The organism is Pseudomonas sp. 8(2025), assembly GCF_052665325.1.
Genome location: NZ_JBQOIE010000016.1, coordinates 130339 through 144870 on the forward strand (window position 1 = coordinate 130339; position 14532 = coordinate 144870).

General features: G+C 59.1%; 17 protein-coding genes and 1 tRNA gene. 8 read left to right on the forward strand and 10 right to left on the reverse strand.

The genetic code is table 11. From position 1 onward, the window contains the following. Nucleotides 1–9 precede the first annotated feature (9 nt). Entirely contained in the window at nt 10–966 is a 957-nt protein-coding gene (locus tag ACUXVH_RS26195) for a sugar ABC transporter substrate-binding protein (RefSeq protein WP_011060406.1), read from the reverse strand. 272 nt (nt 967–1238) lie between these two features. Beyond that, complete coding sequence (locus ACUXVH_RS26200; protein ID WP_445496294.1) at nt 1239–1688, reverse strand: hypothetical protein; 450 nt, start codon at nt 1686–1688, stop codon at nt 1239–1241. 338 nt (nt 1689–2026) lie between these two features. On the opposite strand from ACUXVH_RS26200, the gene ACUXVH_RS26205 reads away from it, so the two are divergent. The 3 genes from ACUXVH_RS26205 (at nt 2027) to ACUXVH_RS26215 (ending at nt 4267) form a co-directional block, all read left to right on the forward strand. Continuing rightward, complete coding sequence (locus ACUXVH_RS26205; RefSeq protein WP_011060404.1) at nt 2027–3115, forward strand: asparaginase; 1089 nt, start codon at nt 2027–2029, stop codon at nt 3113–3115. A gap of 188 nt (nt 3116–3303) precedes the next feature. Then, the gene (locus tag ACUXVH_RS26210; protein WP_015634917.1) at nt 3304–3573 is read left to right on the forward strand and encodes a DUF1654 domain-containing protein; all 270 of its coding nucleotides are present in this window, start codon (nt 3304–3306) and stop codon (nt 3571–3573) included. A 4-nt stretch (nt 3574–3577) separates the two neighbouring features. After that, on the forward strand, nt 3578–4267 hold the full coding sequence (locus tag ACUXVH_RS26215; protein ID WP_053157368.1) for an endonuclease: 690 nt from the start codon (nt 3578–3580) through the stop codon (nt 4265–4267). A 51-nt stretch (nt 4268–4318) separates the two neighbouring features. Here ACUXVH_RS26215 and ACUXVH_RS26220 read toward each other — a convergent pair whose 3' ends face one another. Further along, a complete protein-coding gene (locus tag ACUXVH_RS26220; RefSeq protein ID WP_011060401.1) occupies nt 4319–4669 on the reverse strand; it encodes a hypothetical protein in 351 nt (116 codons plus the stop codon). 265 nt (nt 4670–4934) lie between these two features. Between ACUXVH_RS26220 and csrA the strand changes: the two genes are divergently transcribed. Continuing rightward, on the forward strand, nt 4935–5129 hold the full coding sequence (csrA, locus tag ACUXVH_RS26225) for a carbon storage regulator CsrA (protein ID WP_007920550.1): 195 nt from the start codon (nt 4935–4937) through the stop codon (nt 5127–5129). Nucleotides 5130–5367: 238 nt separating this feature from the next. On the opposite strand, the gene ACUXVH_RS26230 is transcribed toward csrA, so the two are convergent. The 6 genes from ACUXVH_RS26230 to ACUXVH_RS26255 form a co-directional block, all read right to left on the reverse strand. Then, nucleotides 5368–5808: a VOC family protein gene (locus tag ACUXVH_RS26230; protein WP_011060400.1), complete on the reverse strand. Its 441-nt coding sequence runs from the start codon at nt 5806–5808 to the stop codon at nt 5368–5370. A gap of 79 nt (nt 5809–5887) precedes the next feature. Continuing rightward, nucleotides 5888–6349: a DUF2214 family protein gene (locus ACUXVH_RS26235; RefSeq protein WP_041752738.1), complete on the reverse strand. Its 462-nt coding sequence runs from the start codon at nt 6347–6349 to the stop codon at nt 5888–5890. A 163-nt stretch (nt 6350–6512) separates the two neighbouring features. Continuing rightward, complete coding sequence (locus ACUXVH_RS26240) at nt 6513–7979, reverse strand: glycosyl hydrolase family 18 protein (RefSeq protein WP_015634913.1); 1467 nt, start codon at nt 7977–7979, stop codon at nt 6513–6515. A 45-nt stretch (nt 7980–8024) separates the two neighbouring features. Continuing rightward, the gene (locus ACUXVH_RS26245; RefSeq protein WP_011060397.1) at nt 8025–8654 is read right to left on the reverse strand and encodes a lytic polysaccharide monooxygenase auxiliary activity family 9 protein; all 630 of its coding nucleotides are present in this window, start codon (nt 8652–8654) and stop codon (nt 8025–8027) included. Between the two features lie 343 nt (nt 8655–8997). Further along, nucleotides 8998–9348: a hypothetical protein gene (locus ACUXVH_RS26250; protein ID WP_041117035.1), complete on the reverse strand. Its 351-nt coding sequence runs from the start codon at nt 9346–9348 to the stop codon at nt 8998–9000. 88 nt (nt 9349–9436) lie between these two features. Next, the gene (locus ACUXVH_RS26255) at nt 9437–9757 is read right to left on the reverse strand and encodes a helix-turn-helix domain-containing protein (RefSeq protein ID WP_011060395.1); all 321 of its coding nucleotides are present in this window, start codon (nt 9755–9757) and stop codon (nt 9437–9439) included. Nucleotides 9758–10031: 274 nt separating this feature from the next. On the opposite strand from ACUXVH_RS26255, the gene ACUXVH_RS26260 reads away from it, so the two are divergent. From ACUXVH_RS26260 to catB, 3 genes are all read left to right on the forward strand, one after another. Then, the gene (locus ACUXVH_RS26260) at nt 10032–11165 is read left to right on the forward strand and encodes an RNA ligase RtcB family protein (protein ID WP_072444830.1); all 1134 of its coding nucleotides are present in this window, start codon (nt 10032–10034) and stop codon (nt 11163–11165) included. Then, entirely contained in the window at nt 11165–11782 is a 618-nt protein-coding gene (gene prfH / locus ACUXVH_RS26265; protein WP_011060393.1) for a peptide chain release factor H, read from the forward strand. The genes ACUXVH_RS26260 and prfH overlap by 1 nt, the downstream gene beginning before the upstream one ends. Nucleotides 11783–11924: 142 nt before the next feature. Continuing rightward, a complete protein-coding gene (catB, locus tag ACUXVH_RS26270; protein ID WP_011060392.1) occupies nt 11925–12560 on the forward strand; it encodes a type B chloramphenicol O-acetyltransferase in 636 nt (211 codons plus the stop codon). A gap of 144 nt (nt 12561–12704) precedes the next feature. Here the strand turns inward: catB and ACUXVH_RS26275 are convergent. Beyond that, nucleotides 12705–12781 (reverse strand) — tRNA-Val (locus ACUXVH_RS26275). Nucleotides 12782–12968: 187 nt separating this feature from the next. On the opposite strand from ACUXVH_RS26275, the gene ACUXVH_RS26280 reads away from it, so the two are divergent. Next, nucleotides 12969–14252: an NAD(P)/FAD-dependent oxidoreductase gene (locus ACUXVH_RS26280; protein ID WP_011060391.1), complete on the forward strand. Its 1284-nt coding sequence runs from the start codon at nt 12969–12971 to the stop codon at nt 14250–14252. Nucleotides 14253–14532: the final 280 nt, after the last annotated feature.

Here is a 14532-nt window from a genome sequence, read left to right on the forward strand (position 1 = left end):
CCGCAATGACTACTGAGTGACCAGCTCAACCGGAGTTTCGATCACGCCATTGGTGCCGCTGTCGACTTTCTCGCCCTTGAGGATCTTCAGCGCGGTCTCGATACCGAACACCGCCTGCTTGGCAGCGAACTGATCGGCAGTGGCCAGGACCCGGCCATCCTTGAGCATCGGCTTGATGGCGTTGATGTTGTCGTAGCCCACGACCTGCACCTTGCCTGCCTTGCCGGCAGCCCGGACTGCCGAAACCGCGCCTACCGCCATGCTGTCGTTACCGGCCAGCAATGCCTTGAGGTTCGGGTATTCGCTGAGCATGGCCGAGGCCACACGATTGCCGGCGTCGATTTCCCAGTCGCCCGACTGCAGCGACACCACCTTGATCTGCGCGGCTTCCATTGCATCCTTGAAGCCGGCGGTGCGCTGCTGTGCGTTGGTGGTGGTGGAAACCCCTTCGATGATTCCCACTTCGTCACCGGCCTTGAGTTGCTTGGCCAGGTACTCACCCACCAGACGCGCGCCCTTGCGGTTGTCCGGGCCAACGAAAGGCACGCTGATGTTCTTGCTCTTCAGCACGCCGGGGTCGAGCTGGTTGTCGATGTTGATCACCGTGATCCCGGCGTCCACGGCCTTCTTGATCACCGGAACCATGGCCTTGGAGTCAGCCGGGGCAATCACCAGGGCGTTGACCTTGGAGACGATCATCTGCTCGACGATGCGGATCTGGTTGGCGGTATCGGTTTCATCCTTGATGCCGTTGGACACCAGGTCGAAATCGGCGGAATGCTCTTTCTGATAGGCCTTGGCACCATCTTCCATCGTCAGGAAGAACTCGTTGGCCAAGGATTTCATGACCAGGGCGACCTTGGGTTTCTGCGGGGTATCGGCTTGAGCCGAGGAGAAAGGAAGGGCCGCGGATGCAGCGGCGAGAACGGCGACAGCGAGGAGACGTCCAGCAAAGGGCAGCTTCATGGGTTCACTCCGATCTTATGATTATTGTGAGCAGCGTTCGTCAAACGGAACCGCCAGGTAGGCAGCCCCACTGGCCGACGGCGAACCTTGCAAAGATAGACGATTATCCTTGTCCGAAGGCCGCGCAAACGTTTGCGTAAAACGAACTATGCGAACCTCGCCAGCGTTTGTCAACGCTGTTCAAAGTGCGATCAGAGAGAGTGGGTAGCCATCCGCAGCCGGCCACGAGGAGAAAAACCTGCCCGAAAAATGCTCCCGGACAGGCTGATGATTCAGGCAGTGGTGTTCACCAGGCCACCGGAAGACGACTCCTTGGCCAACTCCCGGACCAGGTTGCCAGAGACTTCCGCCAGCGCGCCGTTGGTATCGGCGACTTGCCCTTGAATGGCCATCACTGCCGTCTGCTTGGCCTCAGGGGTTGGGTAGTTGGCGGCCTGGGCGGCAGCCAGTTGCTGTTGCAGCTCGCGAAGTTGCTGCTGCAGCTCCTGCATGCGCTTGAGCAGCATCTTTACCACGATGCCGTGCTTGTCTTCGCTTTGGCTTTCGCTTTCAGACTGTTCGGCCTGCTTGCTGGAGCCGACCCGCAAAGTGCCCGACTCGTCGGTACCCAACGCCGTAGACGCCTGTTCGGCGGCGGCATTACTCAACGCATCGATGGTCGCGGGCGACTTGCCATTGATCAGAATGGCTCCTGCCCCTGGAAATCCTACTGACAGTGACATGGGAACTCCTGGTGAAAAATCCTAGAAGGATCATCGACCGCTGCAGAACAATCTTTAATGGATGAGCGAGAAGTCATCCCGGGACTTGTGACGAGCATTTTCGGATTGCCGAACGCGCCACCTTGAAAACGTTCGGAAACCCGGACGCCACATGATTTCTTACGCATAAAAACAGAAATAAAATTGATATAAATCAGTAACTTAAAATAGTCATCCAGCCAAGGTAGCGCTGGTACAGATCCTGCTCCACCCTCGCTGCCCCGGCGCATACAGATCTGCCGCCGGGGTGTTTCTAGATGAACCTGCATCAGCACCGTCTCACTACTAGAGAGAAAATAATGAAATCTGCCTTCAAATCCTTCGCCCCGGGCGCTTTGGCCCTCCTCCTGCTTCTACCTGCAGCCCTGCAAGCCAAAGAAGCTGAAACCCAACAGAAACTGTCCAACGTCGTGGTTCTCGCCACCGGCGGCACCATCGCCGGCGCCGGCGCCAGCGCGGCCAACAGTGCCACCTACCAGGCGGCCAAGGTCGGCATCGAACAATTGATCGCCGGCATCCCCGAATTGAGCCAACTGGCCAACGTGCGTGGCGAGCAAGTCATGCAGATCGCCTCGGAAAGCATCACCAACGAAAACCTGCTGCAACTGGGCCGCCGCGTTGCCGAACTGGCCGACAGCAAGGACGTCGATGGCATCGTCATCACCCACGGTACCGATACCCTGGAAGAAACCGCCTACTTCCTCAACCTGGTGGAAAAGACCGACAAGCCAATCGTTGTAGTCGGCTCCATGCGCCCGGGTACCGCAATGTCGGCTGACGGCATGCTCAACCTGTACAACGCTGTGGCTGTGGCCGGCAGCAAGAACGCCCGCGGCAAAGGCGTACTGGTGACCATGAACGACGAAATCCAGTCCGGCCGCGATGTCAGCAAGATGATCAACATCAAGACCGAAGCCTTCAAGAGCCCATGGGGCCCGCTGGGCATGGTGGTGGAAGGCAAATCCTACTGGTTCCGCCTGCCAGCCAAGCGCCACACCATGGATTCGGAATTCGACATCAAGAACATCAAGAGCCTGCCTGACGTAGAAATCGCCTACGGCTACGGTAACGTCAGCGACACCGCCTACAAGGCCCTGGCCCAAGGTGGCGCCAAAGCCATCATCCACGCCGGTACCGGCAACGGCTCGGTGTCTTCCCGTGTGGTCCCTGCCCTGCAGGAACTGCGCAAGAATGGCGTACAGATCATTCGTTCTTCCCACGTCAATGCCGGCGGCTTCGTACTGCGCAACGCCGAACAGCCTGACGACAAGTACGACTGGGTCGTGGCTCATGACCTGAACCCGCAGAAAGCCCGCATCCTGGCCATGGTCGCCCTGACCAAGACCCAGGACAGCAAGGAACTGCAACGCATGTTCTGGGAATACTGACAGCCCCTCTGCTCGACCGGCCCCGGTCGAGCATGCTTGCAACCACTCGCCCGCCCGGGCGGGTGGTTCCCCCCTCTTTCCCCCATGCAAAAAAATCTGCTCTCCTCGTGAGACAAATGCATAAAGCGTTGTCAGAGGAACTTCTTGAATTTTAAGCAGTTGCGAAATGCCCTACAGTTAAATACTGTATGCACGTACAGCTTAATAAGGAATGTTCCGTGGCCACGACCCAAACGCCCCTCAGCTCCTACGAACGCCTGGGTGTGCGCATCCAGAAAATCATCAACTCTCCCACCGCACAAAAGGCCAAGGCAGCGCTGATCTTCCGCCTCGCCGATGAGCCACAGGATGAGTGGGAACGCCTGCTGGAGGAGATCGCCGAAAACGACAACGTCACCCTCGCCTACCGCGACGATGGCGGTGTGCAGATTTTCTGGGTCGTGCCGAAGGAAGATTGAGTCGATGAGTGTCCGTTGTTTTGCCCTGCTGTTGCTGTTTCTCGCCTGTTCCGCCCAAGCCGATGCACCCCGCACCTTCAGCGAAGCCAAGAAAGTCGCCTGGAAGCTCTACGCCCCCCAATCCACCGAGTTCTATTGCGGCTGCAAATACAACGGCAACCGGGTGAACCTGGCGGCCTGCGGCTATGTTCCGCGCAAGAACGCCAAACGCGCCGAACGCATTGAATGGGAGCATATAGTGCCGGCCTGGCAGATCGGCCATCAGCGCCAGTGCTGGCAACAAGGCGGTCGCAAGAACTGCACACGCACCGATTCGGTCTATCAGCGCGCCGAGGCCGACCTGCACAATCTGGTACCGAGCATTGGCGAAGTGAATGGTGATCGCAGCAATTTCAGCTTCGGCTGGCTGCCGGAACAATCGGGCCAGTACGGTTCGTGCCTGACCCAGGTCGACTTCAAGGCCAAGAAGGTCATGCCTCGCCCTTCGATTCGCGGGATGATTGCCCGCACCTACTTCTACATGAGCAAGCAGTACGGCCTGCGCCTTTCCAAACAGGATCGGCAGCTCTTCGAAGCCTGGAACAGGACCTATCCAGTACAGGCCTGGGAGCGCCAGCGCAATCAGAGCGTGGCTTGCGTGATGGGGCGCGGCAATGAATTCGTCGGCGCAGTCAACCTCAAGGCTTGTGGCTGAACGCAGATCGCCCGCGGGTGGCGGGCGATCATTGAGCCTATGGAAACGGGCTTACTGCGCGGCTTGATGCTCGATGACCGTGACTTCGATGTCACGCTTCTTGGCCTTGACCAGCTTTTCGGTCACTTCATTCTTCTTCGCCTCGGCCTCGGCCTGGGAAGCAAACGGACCGACCACGACCAGACGCTTGCCGTCCACGGTCACCACATTGGAAATCACCCCGTGCTCGATCAGCCAGCCGGTCAGGTCACTCACCGCCAGGGGGAGCGGGCTGCCCACCAGCACATCCCATTGCGGCTCGGTCGAGGCCGGCTGGGTCTGTACTGCCACCGCCGTGCTCTTGTTCGCTTCGACCCGCTTGCCTTCCCCACAACCGGCCAACGCCAATACCGCCATCATCATCGCTACTGTGCGCACAACCTAACCCCTAGAAAGTCTGAGGTGGCGATTTTAGCACTCATGACCCGAGAGACCTCGTCACAAAATCGGACCGAAACAGGAAGAATGATATTTATTGCCTATGTATAGTTGCGCCTTGGGAATTAATAGATCTTCTGCGCGTCAGAAAGAGGCACCCCCTCAGTGGAACTTCGCACTAATCTATACCTAAGACCGACCTCTGCACTGTTTGAATCTGGTGCCCTACAAAGCTATCAAGGAGAAGATCATGCTGATACTCACCCGCAAAGTCGGTGAAAGCATAAACATCGGTGACGACATTACGATCACCATTCTCGGCGTCAGCGGCCAGCAAGTGCGCATTGGTATCAACGCGCCAAAAGACGTCGCGGTACACCGTGAAGAAATCTATCAACGCATTCAGGCAGGCCTGACCGCTCCGGACAAACGCGAAACCCCCTGAACAGCATGAGCACCAGCCTTTTGCCCGCGCACAACGGCTGGCGCAGCGCCTGTCTTGTTTGCCTTGAGCTTTTCCCCGCAGACGGCCCGCACACCCTCGCCCGGTTGCAGCCACAGCAGATTCCCGCCCATCAGACTGTCGTCAACCACTGATTATCGCCCTTTCGCGATAGCGAGCCCGACCGTTGATTCCCGACACACGCCGCCGCTGCATTGCAGGCGGCGCACCGGTGCGGCGGTCAGGCGTCCGCTGCAGGCTCCACAGGCTTGAAGCCCAGGTCCTGGGTAAAGCGCAGCAGGTAACCATCCGGGTCGAGTACCAGCAGGTTCAACTCGCCGTGCAGCAATTCGTCGTGACGGTACCAGCACTCCTGAATCTCTCGACGCAAGGCAATGCCCGCCCGAGCCAGGGCGGCTGCCAACTGGCGAATATCCGGGCACTCGATGGACAGGTTCATGCCGCGGCCAAATGGAGCCTGCAAGGGCCCCACGCGCCACTCCGACTCCTGCTGGTCATCCTGCTCCAGCATCAGTTGGGCACCATTGAGGGAGAGGAAAGCAAAGAAGTGTTCCGGCCGCTGATACTCCACCTTGAAACCCAGAAGATCGCAGTAGAAGGCCAGACTGCGCTGCAGGTCGGTGACCAGCATCTCCGGCACCAGGTCATTCATTTGAAACATCGAAGGCTTCCATTGCTCATTGATAGAGCCGCGAGCCTACTCTCAAGCAGCCATGCAGTGCAGCTCCGCTTACCAATGATTACAACTGAGCCCAGGTCACCCCACGCGCCATGCCGCTGGCGGCGATGACCATCAACACCATGAGCAGGGCCTGCACATCGCTGATACGGGCGAACAGCAGCGCCCGCCCGATCTGTGGCGCCACCCCTCGCCCCAGGGCCATGCGCCAGCGGATCAAGGTCAGCATCGGCAGGACCTCCAGCAACAGGATGATCACGAACAGCGTCATCTTCAGATGGAACAGCGGCTGGTGCAGGTAATACTCCGTACCCTTGCCATAACCGCCAAAAGCCCGCAACAACCCGGTGATCAACAACACCGCGGCCATCAGCCCCCAGACATTGTCGGCCCGCAACACCTGCCCGGGCGCCGCAGCGCCGCCGCTCAGGCGACGCAATGCCGAAGCACGCGCCAGTACCCCGGCAAAGGCACTGGCAAACGCCAGCAAATGCACAGCCGCCAGCAACCATTGCTGCAACATCGAGCTCATCTCCGCTTGATTGATCGACACATCCGGGCAGCTCAGTAATAGCTCATAACCCGGGCTGTTGCCGGCCAGCGGAAACGAAAAAGGCGGCTCGCACGGATCGACAACTTCCGCAAGAACCGCCTGGCCACTCAACTTCATCAATGGCCGTCACAACTCAGCCATGACGCTCCTGCAGCACCTTGCTCCACAGGGTGAACGCTACGGATGGCGTCCAGCCCGGGTTGGAGGTGTGCTCCTGAAGGCACAGGTAACGATTGCCTTCGTAAGTCACTCCATCCTCCCTGAGGTAGTGCTGGCTGGTGCGCCACTCGGGAAAGCTCGGATCGACCGCACCGCCTGCGGTCCTGGCACTCACACTGCGGCTGGGGAGCGACTCCTGGCCCTGAGTGTCGGTAGCGGTCACAAAATAGCTGTATTGGGTGTCCGCACTCAGCCCCTGATCCTCGAAGCCCGGAGAGGGGGTGCGAGCGACCGCATTGCCGTCGCGGTACAAGGTGTAGAACTCCACCGGCCGCACACTACCGGAAACACCCCAGCTCAGGTTGACGCTGCTGCGACTGGTGCCCAGTACCATCAGGTTTCCAGGAGCACCTGGGCGCTCCGGCTCACCGCCATCGCCATGGATCAGCGGCGCATAGCGATGACGAAACTCCCAGTTGTAGGGCACACCCTGCCGACTGATGCCGGCATCCCAGTTCACCGACCAGGTCATCAACCCCTTGATGGCGTGACCGGCGCCCTGCAAGCGCTTGAACGCATTGCTCACCGCCGACGGGTCGATCACATAGCCGGTGGCCGCGGCATCGACGTTGCTTGGCAGGCCTATCACCAGCTTGTCCGCGGCAATGCGAGTGAAACCACGGGTACCGGAGGCCAGGCTTTCGCTCAGGTAGTAGAGGAAATCCTCTTTCATCGCGTCATTGTTCTGGGCGATCCAGGCGCCCTGCCCGCCATTGGCCTCCTGCACCCAGAGCCCGTCGCCTCCCTGGTTATAGAACTGCGGCGCGACAAAGTCGTAATAGCCTTCCAGGGCCTGCAGGTAGGCCACGTACTTGCCATTGCTGGTCAGGTAGGGAAACTCAGGCGCCATGCTGATGATGAAGTGCTTGCCCTGGCCGGCGTAATGATCCTTCACCAGCTTCAAGGCGGCAGGCAGCACACTCTTGTTGTCGGCAAAGTCGATGGCGCTCTGCTCCAGGTCGATATCCAGGCCATCGAAGCCGTAGGTTTCCACCAGACGGATGATTTCGTTGGCCAGGGGCTGTTCGTTGCCCTTGTGCAATTCGATATGGGCATCGGCGCCGCCCAGGGAGATCAATACCGCCCGGCCCTGGCTGTTGAGCACGCCCACCTGGCGCCGGAACTCGGCGTCCGAAAGGTTGTAGGGCTTGAAGGTGGGAATACCGTTGCCCTTCATGAAGGCCACTGCAACCACGTTGTATTCCTTGGGCACGTCCACCAGATCCAGGTTGGCGAATTGCCCCTGCTGGTAGCCGTCGCTGTGACCGGCAGCCCAGTTGTGCCAGAAGCCCATGAGCACCTTCTTGCCGGCAATGCTCGGCATCAGGGAAGCAGCATCTGCGGCCTGACTCTTGATTAATGCAAAATCGATCTTATCCACGTTCTAATCCTTCAGAACTGTCAGAAAATATTAACTACCTGAAACTTATTTAAAGTCCAGATCGAAAGCCTGATAAAAGCCATTGCCGGTATTGGCAACAATCCACACCAGTACTACAACATGGTGGCCCTTTTTATTTTTGGGCAGCACAACTTCATGATGAGTCTTGGCTTTCAATACCGAACCGAACTTGTCGAATGGCACTTCGGTGTAGAAGTCCTGATAAAAAGCCTGGGGTTCCAGCTGGGCGCGACTGATGCGCTGTTTCGGGTCCCAGCCGTCCTTGGTGATGAACCAGTTGTAGCCCCGGGTAACGTGAGGGGCGGTGTATTCCCACTGCACCTGGAACACCTGGCCCGGGTTCACGTTCACCAGCGGCCAAGTGAAGGGCCGGTTGATCTTTTTCGACATTTCCTCGTTGGTGAAGTTGATGCAATCGCGATCATCAACCTTGCCGCCACTGAGAATATGACCGTCGGCGGGTGGCGCGACACTGGCCACATCGCTGTCGTAAGGCTTTGGGAAAGGACCGGCGGCGAGGGCCGGAAAGTTTTTCCCGCCTTCCATCTCGTTGACCTGCCAGGTTCCCAGCAGCCCCAGTTCTACCGCTACCGCACCGCGGCTGGACGGAGAAACAACGCGACCATGTTTTAGTTGAGCCTGTGGCTTATTCATATCTTTCACTCCATTGATTAATTAACTACTGCTCCTTATTGAGCACCCTCAACTTAGCGCACTTTTCCCTGCTTTTTTCATCACCACAAAAACTAACCATTCAGGACAATTTACAAAAGTCCGCCCCAGCCCCCTTAATCCCTGGACTTCCTTATTTCAACTGACAGTTTGAAGAGGCAATGTATTACACGCTTTGCTACAGGCTTATTGGGTGTTTCCACAGATCGCCAATAACAGCTGGCCTGACCAGCTGGAAACCCTTCCCCAGAAATGACAAAACCCGGCCGATGCCGGGTTTGTACCTGATAGCGTCAAATGCCAACGCCAGTGACTATCCTCTGCGTTACAGACAGGTCGCTAGCGCCGCCAGGCGACGCTTCGAGACATAGCTGTCTGCAACCGCATAAAAGTGGACGGTGGTCGTCGCTGCCTCGGCCTTGATATCGACAAAAGTCTCGGCGGAACGGGTATACACGGTGTACCCCCCTGCCTTGCCCGGTTGCAGATAGGCAGCGGCATCGACACCAAAGACCGACTCGTCCTGCCAGGCGAACTGCACACATTGCGCTACCAGTTGATCAGCCTTGGCCGAGGCCAGGGTTTTGTTGGGCGTTCGGGCCCGAGCTTCATCCATGGTAGAGCTCGCACAACCAGCCAATAGCGCCGCCACCATTACCGCCATCAAAACCCGCATGCTGCCTCCTCCTCCTGAAAACGCGAGAGTATCGCTCAGGCCGCGTTAAAAAGGCGCGCGAACAGCAGAAAAACTCCCCCGCGCCCACTCAGCACTCCGCCAGGGAGGACGCCAGCTGGGCGATCGCCTCCTGGTCCTCATCTCCGAGGTGGCGGTAGTTCTGAATAATGGTGCTTTCATCCAGGCTCAGGCTGCCCTCGGACAAGCGCGAGCGCTCGCCGGTCAACACATAAAGCAGGTCAACGCCGTGGCGCCCGATGGCCATCAGGTAATCCGATTTGGGCACCCGCTCACCGCTCTCGTAACGGCCCTGGGCGTTGGCTTCAACACCGCCAATGGCACCGAATTCCTGCTGGGAGAGCCCCAACGCCTTGCGCTGTTCTTTCAAGCGCTCACCAAAGGTCTGCATAACCATCCTCATTCAACAAGGTGATGGTTTTACGACCGTATCGGCCGCAGAAGGTGCACTTTGTTTGCCCACACCATTGCCAGCCCCCGGGCAAAAGATTAACCTGCGCGCCCTTTCCACACTTTTGCCAAGGAGATCCACCATGCAACAGCTGATCACCCCTTGCAGGACGTGCCTGGTTTAAACGCTGCAACCGCTACCCGCTAGCGCCTTCGCTTAACCCCCGCTTCGTCCTGCCACTACCTGAATATTTTTTTCCAATCAGGAATTGGACATGGACACTTGCATCCGTCATTTGTCGAACGGCGTCTCTCTGATCGCCTCCGACACCACCTGGATCGAAGACAAAGCGCTCCAGCAACTGCACACCACCGCACAACTGCCCGGCATGCGCCAGGTCGTCGGCATGCCCGACCTGCATCCAGGCCGGGGCTATCCGGTGGGCGCGGCATTTTTTTCCACCGAAGTGGCCTACCCGGCGCTGGTGGGCAACGACATCGGCTGCGGCATGGCGCTGTGGCAAACCGACCTCTCCAGCACTCGCCTCAACCTCGACAAGCTGGAAAAGAAAATCGGCAATATCGACCTGCCCCTGGATGAGCAGTGGGATGAACAACGCGCGCAACTGGCATTGCCCGTCAGCGGTCATGAGCACTCCCTGGGTACCATCGGCGGCGGCAACCACTTCGCCGAACTGCAACAACTCGATCAGGTCCATGACGCCGACACCCTGCAAGCACTGGCACTGGACCCGAAAGCCTTGCTGCTGCTGGTGCACAGCGGCTCCCGAGGGCTGGGAGAGGCCATTTTGCGCAGCCACGTCGACCAACACGGCCACAACGGCCTGTTGATGACCAGCACCGCCGGCGCCCAGTACCTGGAGCAGCACGACCAGGCCTTGCGCTTTGCCGAGGCCAATCGACGGCTGATCGCCGAGCGCCTGCTGCACAATCTGCGGGCCAAGGGCCAGCCGCTGCTGGATATCAATCACAACCTGGTGTCTGCGGCGCAGGTCGACGGCGTATCGGGCTGGCTGCATCGCAAGGGCGCCACGCCATCGGACCAGGGTCCGGTGGTGATTCCCGGCTCTCGTGGCGACTACAGCTACCTGGTGCAACCGCTCCCCCAATCGTTCAGCCTCTACTCCCTGGCGCACGGCGCCGGGCGCAAGTGGCTGCGCAGCGACTGCAAGGGCCGGCTGGCAACGCGCTTCAGCTTCGATCAACTCAAGCGCACCCAGCTGGGCAGCCGAGTGATCTGCGAGGACCGCGGCCTGATGTACGAAGAGGCTCCCGAAGCCTACAAGAGCATCGACAGCGTGGTGGGCAGCCTGCGCGACGCCGGCCTGGTGAAGATCATCGCCCGACTCAAACCGGTATTGACCTACAAACGCCGGGGGTGCTGCTGATGATGTTGCTACAGCTGTCCTCCGCCCAAGGGCCTGCCGAATGCGAATTGGCAGTAACCCACGCATTACGCCGCCTGCATCACGAAGCCGAAGCGCAGAACGTGCGCCTCGGCATCATCGAGCAGGTTGCCAGCCAGGCTCGCGACGCCCATCGCTCGGTGCTGGTCAGCCTGGATGGCGAGCACGCCGCAAACCTGGCTCGACGCTGGACAGGCACCCTGCTGTGGATCTGCAAAAGCCCTCTGCGGCCCGCACATCGACGCAAGAACTGGTATTTCGCCGGCCAGCCATTCTGCGCCCTGGAAGAAGCCGAGGGCGGCGAGATCCGCTTCGAGGCCATGCGCGCTTCCGGCCCCGGCGGGCAGCACGTGAACAAGACCGACTCCGCGGTACGCGCCACCCATGTAGCGACCGGCATCAGCGTCAAGGTGCAGTCCGAACGCAGCCAGCACGATAACAAGCGCCTGGCTCGTCTACTGATCCAGCAACGGCTTGCCGATCGGCAAGAGCAATCCGTACAGGAACTGCGCTTGCAGCGTCGTGACGCCCATCACCGGGTTGAACGGGGCAATGCCGTGCGTACCTTCAGTGGTAGCGCCTTCACCCCTCTGGACTGACCCGCCCTGGTTCGGGAAGCCGATCGTCACGACGGCTCCCCGAACTAGGTTGGTGGCTACAGAGGGCAATACGTAAAAGATCTTGAACCGGTGACCGATGCGGCAAATGCAGAGGACGCTGAAGACATGGAGCAGAGTCCCGATGAACAACTACTTCGATAGCCCCTTCAAGGGCATCACGCTTGATCGGCAAGTCACCCACCCGAATATTCGAGTAGGTCGTTTCAGCTACTACTCAGGCTACTACCACGGCCATAGTTTCGATGAGTGCGCGCGCTACCTGCCCCACGAGGAAGGTGCGGACAAGCTGATAATCGGCTCTTTCTGCTCAATCGGCTCGGGAGCCGCATTCATCATGGCCGGCAACCAGGGGCATAGAAGCGAGTGGATCAGCACCTTTCCGCTCTACTGGATGCCCGAGGAACCGGCCTTCGCGGGCGCGCAGAATGGATATCAAGCCGCAGGCGACACGGTGATAGGCAATGACGTCTGGATCGGTTCCGAAGCCATTGTCATGCCGGGCATCAGGATCGGCGATGGCGCCGTGATAGGCACTCGAGCCCTGGTGACACGGGACGTGGAACCCTACGCAATCATCGGCGGTAACCCCGCTAAGACGATTCGCAAGCGCTTCGATGATCGGCGTATCGAGATGCTTGTGGAAATGCAGTGGTGGAACTGGAGCAGCGAGCAGTTGAAAGCAGTGATGCCACTGATGACCAGTGCCAATGTCGAGGCGCTGTTTGAACATTGGCAGGAGCACATCCGCCCCGACTGATCACTGGCCAAGATCGCAGCGAGCGCTGCAATGCCAGTGGGCTTCTTGGCGGATCGTGCAAAGCCATCAAAATGGCCAGAAACAAAAAAGGGGCTCACCTTTCGGTGAACCCCTTCTAGACCGCCCAGCAGAGCGGGTTTTGTTTGGTAGGCGCGATTGGACTCGAACCAACGACCCCCACCATGTCAAGGTGGTGCTCTAACCAACTGAGCTACGTGCCTGCTGTGAGGCGGCATTCTACGGAATTCCAAAGGGGTGTCAACACCTTTTTTGCAGCTAAGCCTATGAATATGCGAATTTTTTAATTTTCGCGGGATGAAGAAGTTTTTTCTTCTGTCTGGCAGCTCATTTGCAACTCAGGTAGCATCGGCGCACTCGTAAAATATATTAAACACATGAGGTCGCAGGATGGCGAACATTCCCTACCCACAGTCCTATTACGCGGCATCGGCCAATGCGGCTCCGGAACGTCCGATGCTCCAAGGCGAGATTGAAACCGATGTCTGCGTGATCGGTGCGGGTTATACCGGCCTGTCCAGCGCCCTGTTCCTCCTGGAAAACGGCTTTCGTGTGACCGTACTGGAGGCCGCCAAGGTCGGCTTTGGCGCTTCAGGGCGCAATGGCGGGCAGATCGTCAACAGCTACAGCCGCGATATCGACGTGATCGAACGCAGCGTCGGCCCCAAGCAGGCACAACTGCTGGGACAGATGGCCTTTGAGGGCGGCCGGATCATTCGTGAACGGGTGGCCAAATACCAGATCCAGTGCGATCTGAAGGACGGCGGTGTATTCGCAGCACTGACCAGCAAGCAGATGGGTCATCTGGAGTCGCAGAAGCGCCTGTGGGAGCGCTACGGTCACACCCAGCTGGAATTGCTGGATGAGCGGCGCATCCGCGAAATCGTGGCCTGCGATCAATACAAGGGCGGCATGCTCGACATGAGCGGCGGCCACATCCATCCACTGAACCTGGCACTGGGTGAAGCGGCTGCCGTGGAGTCGCTGGGCGGCACCCTCTATGAGCAGTCCCCGGCAATCCGCATCGAGCGCGGCGCCAATCCGGTGGTCCACACGCCCCAAGGAAAGGTCCGCGCCAAATTCATCATCGTTGCCGGCAATGCCTACCTGGGCAATCTGGTTCCGGAGCTGGCAGCCAAGTCCATGCCTTGCGGAACCCAGGTCATCACCACCGAGCCCCTGAGCGATGAGCTGGCAGCCAGCCTGTTGCCCCAGGATTACTGCGTCGAAGACTGCAACTACCTGCTGGACTACTACCGCCTCTCCGGCGACAAGCGCCTGATTTTCGGTGGCGGCGTGGTGTATGGCGCCCGCGACCCGGCGAACATCGAGGCCATCATCCGACCGAAAATGCTCAAGGCCTTCCCGCAACTGCAGAACGTGAAGATCGATTACGCCTGGACCGGCAACTTCCTGCTGACGCTGTCGCGCCTGCCCCAGGTTGGGCGCCTGGGGGACAATATCTACTACTCCCAGGGCTGCAGCGGCCACGGCGTGACCTACACCCACCTGGCCGGGAAAGTCCTGGCGGAGGCCCTGCGCGGCCAGGCTGAGCGCTTTGACGCCTTTGCCGACCTGCCTCACTACCCCTTCCCCGGCGGCCAGTTGCTGCGCACGCCATTCACCGCCCTGGGCGCTTGGTACTACAGCCTTCGGGACAAGCTCGGCTTCTGAAAGCCGAACCTCCTTGCAAGCACAAAAAAACCGCCGAGCAGGCGGTTTTTTGTGTTCGATCAGCAGCAAGCAAAAGACGCTGCCAAAGAGCGAATCCCGAAAACAAAAAACCCCGGTCTTGCGACCAGGGTCTTTGCTATCGATGCGAAACAAGCTGTTGGCTTGTCTCGTTGCTTCAAGGCGTTCAGTGATCCTTGAGGCTGATATGGCGCAGCGGACGGGACTCGAACCCGCGACCCCCGGCGTGACAGGCCGGTATTCTAACCGACTGAACTACCGC

Bases quoted from the DNA above. Each gene is read 5' to 3' on its own strand.
- ACUXVH_RS26195 (WP_011060406.1), bottom strand. From the start codon at position 966: ATGAAGCTGCCCTTTGCTGGACGTCTCCTCGCTGTCGCCGTTCTCGCC.
- ACUXVH_RS26220 (WP_011060401.1), bottom strand. From the start codon at position 4,669: ATGATGATGGCGGTATTGGCGTTGGCCGGTTGTGGGGAAGGCAAGCGG.
- ACUXVH_RS26215 (WP_053157368.1), top strand. From the start codon at position 3,578: ATGAGTGTCCGTTGTTTTGCCCTGCTGTTGCTGTTTCTCGCCTGTTCC.
- ACUXVH_RS26210 (WP_015634917.1), top strand. From the start codon at position 3,304: ATGCACGTACAGCTTAATAAGGAATGTTCCGTGGCCACGACCCAAACG.
- ACUXVH_RS26230 (WP_011060400.1), bottom strand. From the start codon at position 5,808: ATGTTTCAAATGAATGACCTGGTGCCGGAGATGCTGGTCACCGACCTG.
- ACUXVH_RS26200 (WP_445496294.1), bottom strand. From the start codon at position 1,688: ATGTCACTGTCAGTAGGATTTCCAGGGGCAGGAGCCATTCTGATCAAT.
- ACUXVH_RS26255 (WP_011060395.1), bottom strand. From the start codon at position 9,757: ATGCAGACCTTTGGTGAGCGCTTGAAAGAACAGCGCAAGGCGTTGGGG.
- prfH (WP_011060393.1), top strand. From the start codon at position 11,165: ATGATGTTGCTACAGCTGTCCTCCGCCCAAGGGCCTGCCGAATGCGAA.
- ACUXVH_RS26235 (WP_041752738.1), bottom strand. From the start codon at position 6,349: ATGTTGCAGCAATGGTTGCTGGCGGCTGTGCATTTGCTGGCGTTTGCC.
- ACUXVH_RS26250 (WP_041117035.1), bottom strand. From the start codon at position 9,348: ATGCGGGTTTTGATGGCGGTAATGGTGGCGGCGCTATTGGCTGGTTGT.
- ACUXVH_RS26245 (WP_011060397.1), bottom strand. From the start codon at position 8,654: ATGAATAAGCCACAGGCTCAACTAAAACATGGTCGCGTTGTTTCTCCG.
- ACUXVH_RS26280 (WP_011060391.1), top strand. From the start codon at position 12,969: ATGGCGAACATTCCCTACCCACAGTCCTATTACGCGGCATCGGCCAAT.
- csrA (WP_007920550.1), top strand. From the start codon at position 4,935: ATGCTGATACTCACCCGCAAAGTCGGTGAAAGCATAAACATCGGTGAC.
- ACUXVH_RS26205 (WP_011060404.1), top strand. From the start codon at position 2,027: ATGAAATCTGCCTTCAAATCCTTCGCCCCGGGCGCTTTGGCCCTCCTC.
- ACUXVH_RS26260 (WP_072444830.1), top strand. From the start codon at position 10,032: ATGGACACTTGCATCCGTCATTTGTCGAACGGCGTCTCTCTGATCGCC.
- catB (WP_011060392.1), top strand. From the start codon at position 11,925: ATGAACAACTACTTCGATAGCCCCTTCAAGGGCATCACGCTTGATCGG.